Here is a 12,151-nt window from a genome sequence, read left to right as displayed (position 1 = left end):
CGGGCGGCTTCAGGCGAGTGCGCCGGGTGCGGCGGTCAGGCGGTCCGCTCGGCCACCGCGCGCGCCACGGCCCGGACGGTGGGTTCGCGCATGAACTCGCCCAGCGGGTACTGGTAGCCGAACCGGTCCCGGATCCGGCTGAGGATCCGCACGGCCTTCAGCGAGTTGCCGCCGAGGTCGAAGAAGGAGCGGTCCAACGGCACGGACTCCAGGCGCAGTTCGGCGCACCACATCAGATGCAGGGCCTGCTCCGCCGGGGTGGTGGGGGCGCCTTCCGCCGTGGCGGCCGCGGCCGCATCCGGCGCCTGAGCCGGGAGTGCGCCCGGCTTCCCGACCGGATCCGGCAGGTCCTGTGCCCGCAGTTTGCCGCTGGCGTTGACCGGCAGCCGGTCCAGCCGCACCCAGTGGTCCGGGACCAGATAGGGCGGCAGCGTCGCGGCGAGGCCGGTGCGCAGCGCGGCGCTCCACTCGGCGCCACCGTCCGCCTCGGGGGCGACCACGTAGGCGACCAGTTGGGCCTCGCCGTCCGCGTCCCGGCGGGCCAGCACGGCGGCGTCGCGGACCCCGGGCAGCCGCCCGAGCGCCCACTGCACCTCGCCGGGCTCCACCCGGTGGCCGCGGATCTTCACCTGCTCGTCGGTGCGGCCCAGGTACTCCAGCGTGCCGTCGGCGCGCAGCCGCACGAGGTCGCCCGTCAGGTAGACCCGCTCGTCGGGGCCGGCCGGGCCGGTCGGGAAGCGCTCCGCCGTCCGCGTCTCGTCCCCGAGGTAGCCGATGGCCAGCCCTGGTCCGGCCAGGGCGAGTTCGCCGGTCGCGCCGACCGGAACGGGCCGGCCCGCCCGGTCCAGGACGTGCACCCGGACGTTGTCCACCGGCCGGCCGATCGGGATCCGTGCCTCGTCCAGGTCGGTGACCGGGTGCGAGAGGGCGATCACCGAGGCCTCGGTGGGGCCGTACTCGTTGAACAACCGCGCCTCGGGGTGGGCGGCGAGGAAGCGGCGCAGCGCCGGGGTGGCGACCAGCTGCTCCCCCGCGAGCCGGACCTCGCGCAGGGTCGGTACGGAAAGGCCGTGCTCCACCAGGTACTTGAACGGGGTGCCGGCCATGTGCAGCCGCTCGACCCGGTGGCGGCGCATCGCGGCGGCCAGTTCGGCCGGGTCGCCGCGCAGCGCCTCGGGGACGAGGACGAGGGTGGCGCCGGCGGCCAGGGTCGCGAAGATCTCCTGCACGCTGACGTCGAACCCGGTGGAGGTCCACTGGAGGGTGCGCAGTGCCGGGCCGGTCCGCAGCTGCCAGCGGACCAGGTTGACCGGGCCGCGGTGGGGCACCAGGACGCCCTTGGGCCGACCGGTGGAGCCGGAGGTGTAGATGCAGTACGCCGGGTCGTCCGGGCCGACGGCCGGCTCGGGCCGGGTGTCGGGGAGCCCGTCGCGGGCGTCGTCGAGCAGGAGGACGGGAACGTCCACCGTCTCCCGGCGGTCGGTGAGCAGCAGGACGGCGCCGCTGTCGGCGAGGCAGTCGGCGACGCGTTCGGCGGGCAGCGAGCGGTCCAGCGGGAGGTAGGCCGCGCCGGTCTTGAGGACGGCGAGCAGCGCGGTGACCAGGTCGGCGCCGGCGGGCAGGCCAACCCCGACGATGCGGCCCGGACCTGCGCCCCGGGCCGCCAGGGCGTGTGCGAGCCGGTTGGCGGCGCGGTCCAACTCCCGGTAGCTGACGGCGGTGTCGTCACCGAGCAGGGCCGGGGCGTCGGGCGTGGCGTCGGCCTGCCGCTCGACCAGCTGGTGCAGGCAGTCCGGGGAGGTGCCGGTGGCCTCGCCGTGCCGGGCCTCGACCGCCGCCCGGTCGCCGCCGGTCAGGGCGGTGAGCTCGGAGAGCGGCGCGGGGCCGGCCTGGCGCAGTACCTGCTCCAGGTAGTCGAGGATCCGCCGGACGGTGGACTCCTCGAACCGCGCGGCGTTGTACTCGACCGCGCAGCGCAGTCCGGCCGCGTGCCGGGTGAGGTAGAAGGTCAGGTCGAACGGCGCCCGGTCGCTGGGCAGGTCGACCAGTTCGACGCCGATCCGCGGCGGGTCGAACTCCAGCGGGGTGTGGTTCTCGTACTCGACCATCACGCCGAACAGCGGGTTGGCGCCGGGGACGCGTTCGGGGTTGAGGGCGTCCACGAGTTCGTCGAACGCCACGTCCTGGTGCTCGTAGGCGCGGGTGCTGCGTTCGCGGACCCGTCGGACGAGTTCGTCGAAGCCCGGGTCTCCGGAGAGGTCCATCCGCAGGACGACGGTGTCGATGAACATGCCGATGTGGTCCTCGGCGCCCTCGGGCCGGTTGGCGACGGCGGTGCCGAGCATGAAGTCGTCCTGGCCGCTCAGCCGTCCGAGGACGGCGCCCAGTGCGGCGAGCAGCACCATGAACGGCGTCGCCCCGGCGGAGCGGGCGAACCGTGCGACGTGGTCGGTGAGTTCGGCGTCGTAGTCGTGGACGAGGCTGCGGCCGCGGCTCGTTGCGGCGGCGGCGGCCGCCGGGCGGTCGGCGGGCAGGGCGAGGACGGGCGCGCCGGCCAGCTCCCCGGTCCAGAACTCCAGGCTGCGTGCGGCCGGTCCGGCCGGTGCGGCCGGCGGGTCGCCGAGCTCCGGCAGGTCGGTGGGCAGGGCGGGCCAGGCGCGGTAGTACGCGGCGAGGTCGAGGCAGAAGACCTGGGTGGAGAGCGAGTCGAAGACGATGTGGTGCGCGAGCAGGAACAGCACGTGCCGGTCCGGGCCGAGCCGGGCCAGGCGAAGCCGCACCAGCGGGCCGGTGGCCAGGTCCAGGACGGTGTCCCGCTCGGCCTCGACCAGGGCGGCGAGCGCCTCCTCCACGGGCGTGCCGGTGAGGTCGGTGACCGGGCAGGGCAGCGGAGCGAGGGGCAGGACGACCTGGCGGAGCCCGCCGTCGGCCTCGTGGAACACCGTGCGCAGTTGCGGGTGGCGGGCGGCGACCCGGTCCAGCGCGCCGTGCAGGGCGGTGAGGTCCAGCGGACCGGTCAGCACGATGCCCTTCGGCTCGTGGTAGTCGGTGCGTCCCGGGTACATCCGGTCGACCAGCCAGAGCCGGCGCTGGGCGGGCGTGGCCGGGGTGCCGGGCGTTGTCGGGGTGGCCGGGGCGGCGGGTGTGGCCGGGACGGCCTGCGGCTGCGATCGGTGGACCGGCCGGTGGGCGTCGCGGAGCTCGGTGACCAGGGGCAGCGCGGCCAGCAGCTGCTCGCCGGGCACGCCGAAGTCCACGAAGCAGGCGATCTCGTCGGCGCCGGCCGCGACCACCGCCTCGGCGACGGGCCGGGCACTGTCCGGGCTGCCGATCAGGGCGCGGTCCTCGCAGTAGCGGTGGAACGCCCGGTCGAGCAGGAAGTCGACGTCCTCCGGGTCCGCCTGCTCCAGCTCGGTACCCAGGCCCAGGCTCTCGGCGAAGCCGCCGAGCAGCGAGAGCGAGGAGCGCAGGTAGGACCGGAACGGCCCGGCGGCCTCCCGGCGCGCCTGCTCCCGGTCGGCGCCCAGGTAGGTGTGCATCAGCACGACCACCCGCCCGGCCGCCGGGTCCAGGCCGCACTCGGCCCGGGTGCGGCGGTAGAGCGCGATGTTCGCCGCCAGGTCGGCCACGCTCTGGGTCATCAGGTTGGTGACCACGCCCAGGTCGTTCTCGGCGGCGCGGCGGTAGCTGTCGGGGTTGGCGACCACCGCGACGAACAGCGGCGGCTGCGGCTGCACCGGCCGGGGGAAGAGGCCCACCTCGACCTTGGCCCCGGTGCCGGAGACCGCGGCCACCTGCTCGCCGGCCCAGAGCCGGCGGACGGTGCCGAGCTGCTCGTACATCAGCTCGCGGTGCCGGCCGAAGTTCCCGGGGGCCAGGACGAAGTCGTTGGCGTGCCAGCCGGAGGCGACACAGAGCCCGGCCCGCCCGTGCGAGAGGTTGTCCACCACGGACCACTCCTCGGCGACCCGGATCGGGTCGTGCAGCGGCAGCACCACGGAGCCGGCGTGGATCCTGATCCGGGTGGTGCGGGCCGCCACGGCCGCCGCGAGGACGGACGGGTTGGGGAAGATCCCGCCGAAGGAGTCGAAGTGGCGTTCCGGCAGCCAGACGGCGTGGAGGCCGCTGCGGTCGGCGAACTCGGCGGCCGCGAGGACGTGGCCGTACTTGTCGGTCGCGGACTGGTCGGGGTAGTCGCCGAAGAAGTAGAGGCTGTAGTCGCAGGCGGCCCGGCCGACCGGGGGCCGGCTCGAGGGAGCGGGCACGGGCACGGCGGCGGGAGCAGGAGCGGCCGCGACCGGGGTGGGCGCGGGTATCGACCTGGCGGCGGGTACCGGCGCGGGCGCCGGGACCGGCGGGGCGGCGGGTGCGGGGGCCGCGGGCGCCTGCCTCGGTACCGCACCGGCCGCTGCGACGCCGACGGCGGCAGTGGTGGCGGCGGGTGCGGGGGTGGTCGGGCCGCCGCCGTTCACATCGCCCCACAGGTCCAACTGGCGCGTCATCAGGCCGGTGACCTTGGCCATCATGTCCTCCGCGACCCGCAGCTGCGAGGCGCACAGCTGCGCCAGCTCGCTACCGGGGACGGCCGTCGGCACGGCTGCGGCCGGTGCCGGGGCGGGCGCGGCCGCCGTGGTCCCGGCCGGCGGCGGGCTGACCGCGGAGTCGGCCACCCCGCCAGCCGCCGAGGCCCCAACCGGGGCCGGGTCCTGAACGGGGGCCGGAGCCGGGGCAGCCGCTTGGACCCACCCAGCCTCCGGAGCCGCAGCCGCAGCCGGAGCCGGAGCCGCCAGACCGTCGGCCCCCTGCGCGCCCAGCAGACCGGCCAGCCTGCGCGGAGTGTCCGCCTCGTCGAAGAACGCCCGCATCGGCACCCGCACCCCGCACTCCCGGTCGAGTCGCCGGGCCAGCCCCACCAGCGACAGTGAGTCGCCACCAAGGGCGATGAAGGTCTCGTCCACGTCGAGCAGCCCGGGCTCGAGGCCGAACCGCTCCGCCGTCAGCGCGCGGACCAGGTCGAGCAGACCGTCCGCCGCCCCGACCGCCCGCGGCGCCGCAGCCGGAGCCCCGCCGGCCACCGGTACCGCACTCGCCGGTACCGCACTCGCCGGTACCGCACTCGCCGCGAGCGCACGCACCGGTACCGCACTCACCGGGACCGCTCCCGCCGCCGGGCCCTCGCCGCCGGACGGCACCCGCCGCCCGAGGACGGTCCGCCGGAACGGGTACCCGGGCAGCGGCACCCGGTGGCCGCCGTCCGTCAGCCGGTCCCAGTCCAGCGCGAACCCGGCGCAGTACAGCTCGCCCGCGGCCAGTTGCAGCGCCGCCGACTGGCCGCCGTCGCGCAGCTGGGATGCGGTCCAGGCGAGGTCGGGCACGGCCCGCCGGCCGAGCAGCGTCAGCTCCTCGCGGGGGCCGATCTCCACCACCGTCTCGCAGCCGGTCGCGTGCAGGGCGGCCAGCGCCAGGTCGAAGCGGACCGGGCGGCGGGCCTGGCGCACCAGGTAGTCGGCGGGCGGCACCTCGCCGGCCGGCAGCACCATGCCGTCCGCGGCGGTGATCAGCGGCACCCGCAGCGGGGCCGGCACGCATGCCTCGACGGCCTGCGCCAGCGGCTGCAGGACGGCCTCCAGCATCCCGCTGTGGAAGGCGCGGTCGACCGGCAGCCGCCGCGCCTCGATCCCCATCCCGTCGAGCAGTTCCTCCGCCGTCCGCAGGGCCAGCGGGGTGCCGGAGAGCACGAAGGTCCCGGCGCCGTTGCGGGCGGCGATCTCCAGTCCGCTCTCCCGCGCGACCCGTTCGGCGACGGCCGGGTCGGTGCGCAGCGAGAGCATGCCGCCCTCCGCCATCGCGGTCTCCATCAGCTCGCCGCGCCGTGCGGTCAGCCGGATCCCGTCCTCCAGGGAGAGCGCGCCGGCCGCGCAGAGTGCGGAGAGCTCGCCGAGGCTGTGGCCGAGGACCTGGCCGGGCTCGATCCCCCAGGCGCGCCACTGGGCGGTCAGCGCCGCCTGGAGTGCGAACAGCGCGGGCTGGGCGAGGCCGGTGGCCAGCGGTTCGCCCGACCGGCCGGAGTCCAGCAGGGCGGCCAGCAGGCCGGGGGTGCCGACGGCCTCGCGGTAGGCCTGCTCGCAGCGGTCGAGGACGTCCCGGACCACCGGCAGCGCCGGGTACAGCTCACTCGCCATGCCCCGGGACGCCGAGCCCTGCCCGCTGTACGCGAAGGCGACCGCCTCCGGGGTACCCGGGCGGGGAGTGCCCAGCCGGAACGCGGTGGCCGCGTCGGGCTCGGCTCCGGAGGCCAACCGGTCCAGTTCGCGGGCGAGTTCGGCGGTGTCGGCGGCGACGACCGCGGCCCGCACGGCCAGCGCCGGCCGGGTGGCCAGGCTGGCGGCGACATCCGCCACGGCCGTGTCCGGGTCGCGGCGCAGCCGGTCGGCGAGTTCGGCGGCCAGTTCGCGCACCGCCGCCTCGTCGCGCCCGCTCAGCGGGACGAGGCGGGCGCCCCCGGCCGCGGCCGTGGTGGCGGCCGGGCGCGGCGGGGCCTCCTCCAGGACGGCGAAGGCGTTGGTGCCGCCGACACCCAGCGCGTTGACGCCCGCCCGCAGCACCGGCGAGCCGCCGGGTGCCTGCGGCATCGGGCCGTGCTTGGTCACCAGGGTCAACGGACTTCCGTTCAGGGCTAGTTCGGGATTGGGGCGGTCCAGGTTGCGGGTCGGGACGAGCTCGCGGTGCTGGAGCATCAGCACCACCTTGATCAGCCCGGCCATACCGGCACAGCTGTCGAGGTGGCCGATGGCGGCCTTGACCGAGCCGACGGCGCAGAAGCCCTCCGGGCCGCCCGGTGAACCGAGGCCCAGGCTCAGGGCCTTGAACTCGACCGGGTCGCCGATCGGCGTGCCCGTCCCGTGCGCCTCGACGTAGCTGAGGTCCTCGCCGCGCACGCCGGCCCGGCGCAGGGCCTCGCGGACCACGTCGACCTGGCCCTGCACGCTGGGGGCGGTGAAGCCGACCTTGCGGGCGCCGTCGTTGTTGACGGCGGTACCGGTGATGACGGCGAGGACGGGGTCGCCGTCGGCGAGTGCCCGGTCGAGCGGCTTGAGCAGCACCACGCCGATGCCGTTGCCGCCGACGGTGCCGTCGGCGGCCGCGTCGAAGGGGCGGCAGCCACCGGTGGGCGAGAGCACGGACTCCGGGTGGTAGCGGTAGCCGGCACCCTGCGGCAGCTGGAGGGCGGCCGCGCCGGCCAGCGCGAGGTCGGCCTCGCCGTTGCGCAGCGCCTGGACGGCGAGGTGCACGGCGACCAGGGAGGTGGAGCAGGCGGTGCGGATGCCGATCGCGGGCCCGGAGAGGCCGAGCCGGTAGGAGACCCGGGAGGCCAGGTAGTCGGGCAGGCTTCCGAGGGCGGCCTGCATGCCGTCGGCGAGGTCCGGGTCGGGTGCGGAGCTGTCGGACTGATAGCCCGTCAGATTGGCTCCCTCGCCCGCGTAGACGCCGATCCGCAGGCCGGGGGCGGGCTTCGCGTAGCCGGCCGTCTCCAGTGCGTGGTAGCTGGCCTGCAGGAACAACCGGTGGGCGGGGTGGGTGAGTTCGGCCTCGCGCGGGCTCATGCCGAAGAAGCCGGGGTCGAACGTGTCGACGCCGGTCAGGACGCCGCCGACCGGCACCCGGTCGGGTGCGGTGCGCTGCGCCTCGGAGAGTCCGGCGGCCTGGAGGTCGGCCGGGGTGAAGGCGGTGAGGCAGTCGCGGCCGGTGCGGAGGTTCTCCCAGTACTCCTCGGGCGTTTCGGCGCCGGGGAAGCGCAGGCCCAGGCCGATCACGGCGATCGGCGCGTCCACGGGCACCGGCACCGGCACCGGCACCGGGACATCAGCCTGGACGACAGGTTCCGGCACCGACTCCGACTCCGGCCGGGGCTTCCGGACCTCCCGCACCCCCAGGGAGCCGAGGTGGTCGGCGAGTTCGGCGATCGAGGGGTGCTCGAAGAGCGCGGAGACGGCCAGTTCGGCACCGAACCGCACGCCGAGGGCGCGGTGCAGCCGGACCATGGTGACCGAGCCGAGGCCGAGCTCGTAGAAGGGCGCCCGGTCGTCACCGCCGTCCCGGTCGACCCGGGTGCCGGATAGGGCCGCGACCTCGGCGCGCAGCAGGGCGCGCAGTTCCGCCCCGCCCAACTCCCCGCCGCGCGAGCCGTCGGGCGCGGGGGCCGTCGCAGGCGCCGGCGCGAGCAGCTTCACCAGTTCGCCGCGGCGGACCTTGCCGCTGGAGGTCCGGGGGAAGTCCTCGGCGGCCAGCGGCACGACGTGCCGGGGGAACAGTCCGAGCCTGCGCAGCACCACGCGGCCGATCTCGGCCCGCGTCTCCTCCACCGGCCGGTCGCCCGTGGGGGCGAAGAACAGGGCGAGGGTCTCGCTGCCGAGCTCCTCGTCCGGCACCCCGCAGGCCGCCGCGCCGCCGGCGGCCACGCCCGGCACGGACTCGACCACCGTCTCGACGGCGTGGCAGGGGTGGTTCTCGCCGTTGATGATGACGATGTCCTTCTGGCGGCCGATCATCACGGCCTGGCCGTCCCGGATGAACGCCAGGTCCCCGGTGTCCAGCCAGGGCAGCTCCTCGCCGACGTCGACGAAGGTCTTCGCATTGGCCTCGGGGTTGGCGAGGTAGCCGGGGGTGTTGCGGATCGAGCGGACCTGGAGGCGCCCGACCGTTCCCACCGGCACCACCGCGCCGTCCTCGTCGACCACCCGCAGGCCGGCGCCGGGGGCGGGGGCGCCGACGGCGACGAAGGTGGTGCACAGCTCGTCCGGCACGTCCGCGCCGGCGGCGACGGTGGCGCCGCCGAGGCTGTCGGTGCGCAGCCGGTGCAGGCTGCCGGGGGCCCGGTAGCGGCTCCAGCTGATCGCCGTGGTGGTCTCGGTCATGCCCCAGCAGGGCACGAAGCAGTCGGGGTCGACGCCGTAGGGCGCGGTGGCGGCGAGGAAGCCGTCCACCACCCGCGGGGGGATCTGCTCGCCGCCGCTGACCAGGGTGCGGACGTGCGCGAGGTCCCAGTCGGGGGCGGGGGCGTCCTGGAGGGCGGACCAGACCATGCGGAAGCCGAAGGACGGCGCCCAGGTGTGCCGGGAGCGGTGCTCGGTGACCAGGTCGAACCAGCGCAGCGGCTCGGCGAGCACCAGCTCGGTCGGGACCTGCACGTTGTCGCTGCCCAGGTAGACCGGCAGCACGTGGTAGAGCAGCAGCGCGGCGCTGGCGTCGACCGGCAGCCAGCTGAGGGTGGAGTCGTCCTCGCCCCAGCCGAGCGCCTGTCGGCTGCCGGGGAGGAAGTCCAGCAGCGCCTCGTGGGTGAGCGGGATGACCTTGGGCAGACCGGTGCTGCCGGAGGAGAGCATCAGCAGGGCCGGGTCGCTCCCGGCGGGGACGAACTCCCCCTGGCCGTCGGAGTCGTCCCGGCCGTGCTCGCCTCCGCCCGCGCGGCAGTCGGCGATGTCCAGCGCCTCCAGTGCGGCGCCCTCCGGGTGGCCCGCCAGGTCGGCGGTGCCGGCGGCGTCGGTCAGCACGCGGGGGCCGTCGAGCAGGGTGCAGGCGCCGGCGAGCCGTTCCACCGAGCGCTGCCGGGCCGAGGCGTCGCGGCGCACGTCGACCGGCAGCGGGACGATCCCACCGAGCACGCAGGCCCAGAACGCCGGGAAGTAGTCGGCGAGTTCGAGGCCGTACAGGACGAGCACGTCACCGGGCCGGCAGCCGCCGCGGCGCAGTCCGGCGAGGACCGTGCGGGCCTGGGCGAGCAGGTCCGGGTAGGGCATCCGGGTGGCCCGGCCGGCCGCGTCGACCACCACGACGCCCCGGTCCGGCCGGTCGGCGGCCGCCCGGGCGAGTACGGCGGCCAGGGTGGCCGGTTCGTCCGCCGCCCGGAGCACGTCCGGCCCGTGGCAGATCGCGGGTTCCGGCCGGTGCGGTGTGCGCTCGTCCTGCTGGGTCATCCGTCCGTCCCCCCGGTCAGCGGGTCCGGCGCCAGTAGGCGCCGTAGCCGTCAATGTCCTTGATCTCGTCGTCGATGCCGTGGCTGCGGCGGAAGTCGTGGACGGCCTCCTGGCACACCGTGATCAGGTAGTCGTCCACGATCACGAAGCCCCCGACGGAGAGCTTCGGGTAGAGGTTGGTGAGCGCGTCCATGGTCGACTCGTAGAGGTCACCGTCGAGCCGCATCAGGGCCAGGCCGCGGATCGGGGCCTTGGGCAGGGTGTCCTTGAACCAGCCCGGCAGGAAGCGCACCTGGTCGTCCAGCAGCCCGTACGCCTCGAAGTTGCTGCGGACCTGCTCCAGCGGGACGCCCATCACGTCGTTGAGCAGGTGGGTCTCCAGTTCGGCGTCGCCGGGGTGGCCCTCGGCGCCGACCTCGGGCATGCCGCGGAAGGAGTCGGCGGCCCAGACCCGGCGGTCCGTCACCCCGTGGGCGCGCAGCAGGGCGCGCAGGAAGATGGAGGTGCCGCCGCGCCAGACCCCGGTCTCGATGAAGTCGCCGGGGACGCCGTCGCGCAGGATCCGCTCGACGCAGTACTGGACGTTGTCCAGGCGGCGCAGGCCGACCATGGTGTGGGCCTTGCTCGGCCAGTCGAGCCCGGCGTGGCGGCTGATCGGGTCGTAGGAGTTGTCGGGGGCCCAGTCGCTGGGCAGTGGCGGGTCCTCGTAGATGACGTTGGTGAGGGTCTTCTTCAGCAGGTCCAGATACAGCTCGGTGCCGGTGTCCACGGCAGCCGCCTTTCCTGTCGTACCGCCCGGTGTGCCGGCCGTGGTGCCTCCGGTCGCACCGCCGGGCGGGGTGCCGGTCGGGGGGTCGCCGAGCAGGTCGCCCCGGAGCAGGGCGACGGCCCGGGAGGCCTGTTCGGTGAGGAGGAAGTGCCCCGCCCCGGTCGCGGTGCGGATCTCGACGGGCCGGCCGACCGCCTCCTGCCAGTCCTGCGCCCGGTACGGCGCGGTGACCGGGTCGGCGTCGCCCCACAGGACGGTGACCGGGCTGTTCAGGGGTTGGCGCGGGGGGCGGTAGTGGTAGGCGTCGGTCAGCCTGGCGTCTTCGCGGACCAGGCCGGCGTAGTAGGCCATCGCGTCGCGGTCCCGGGCGATCTCGGCGGGGACGCTGCCGAGCCGGAGCAGGAAGGCCTCGACCTCGGAGTCCGGGGTGTCGGCGTCCCACTTCGGGCCGAAGCCGCGCTGCGGCGGCGGGCAGGCGGAGACCACCAGGCGCCGGGCGGGCGGGAAGCCGCGCTCCTGGAGCAGGCGGGCGGCCTCGTAGGCGATCAGGGCGCCCATGCTGTGGCCGAGCAGCACCCAGTCGGCGCCGTCCGTCTCGGCGGCGATCACCCGGGCGAGGTCCTCGGCCGCCTCGGGGATGCCCTGGTAGCCGCGCTCGGCCGAGCGGGTGCCGCGGCCGGCGGACTCGACCGGGCGGACCAGCAGTTCGGCGCCGAGCAGCTGCTGCCACTCCTGGAAGGCCGCCGTCGTCCCGCCGGCGTGGGGGATGCAGAAGAGGACCGCTGGGGTACCACGAACCGGCAAGGCCGTCACCTCTCGCTGAAGGCGCCCGGTGGGGCGGGGTGTGCGGAGACCGCCGAGCGGGTCCGGTGGGTCCCGTCCGGCGTGAGGTTGATCACGGGGGCGTGAATACAATGTCACATGCGCCATGTCATGCCAAGAGGTCTCCTGACACAGACACATCAATCGCCACTCCCGTAACTGCACCTCAACGGCCCGTTTCAAACGGGGCGCACACGGTTGATCTGTGTACGGTTCATCGGCGCACGGCTCGTCAGCTCACAGCTCGACGGCCCGCCGGGGAGGTCTGCCGGTGCGCATCCGCCGGCGCACAGGGGGAAGGCGGAGCGGGCACGCCTCAGGACCCGCCGGGCGGACGCACGGCGGGTCGGATCCGATCCGCGCGACGGCGGGGACGGCGCAGGCGGCACGGGCACGGGCACGGTGCAGGCGCAGGCGCAGGCGGCGCGGGCACGGTGCAAGCGATAGCGGCGCGGGGGGGGGCGCCCCACGGCCCCCCCCCCCCCCCCCCCCGGGGACCCCCCCCCCGGGGTACAAGGTGCCTTTGCACCGGGGGGGCCCCCCCCCCCCCGACGACCGGCCGGGGGCCGGCCCGGGGCCGCCACCC

General features: G+C 75.7%; 2 protein-coding genes. Both read right to left on the bottom strand.

The features are described from left to right. Positions 1-35 precede the first annotated feature (35 nt). On the bottom strand, positions 36-9,974 hold the full coding sequence (locus ACIGZJ_RS28355) for an amino acid adenylation domain-containing protein (protein WP_396459900.1): 9,939 nt from the start codon (positions 9,972-9,974) through the stop codon (positions 36-38). 16 nt (positions 9,975-9,990) lie between these two features. Next, positions 9,991-11,547, bottom strand: coding sequence for an alpha/beta fold hydrolase (locus tag ACIGZJ_RS28350; protein WP_396459899.1), 1,557 nt, complete (start codon positions 11,545-11,547; stop codon positions 9,991-9,993). Positions 11,548-12,151 lie beyond the last annotated feature (604 nt).

It is taken from the genome of Kitasatospora sp. NPDC052868 (genome assembly GCF_044547105.1).
GTDB lineage: Bacteria > Actinomycetota > Actinomycetes > Streptomycetales > Streptomycetaceae > Kitasatospora.
Note: the sequence above shows the minus strand (reverse complement) of the source record. Positions and strands in the feature narration are given on the sequence as shown.

Excerpts from the sequence above, each read along its gene's own strand:
- ACIGZJ_RS28355 (WP_396459900.1), bottom strand. The coding sequence starts at position 9,974 with ATGACCCAGCAGGACGAGCGCACACCGCACCGGCCGGAACCCGCGATC.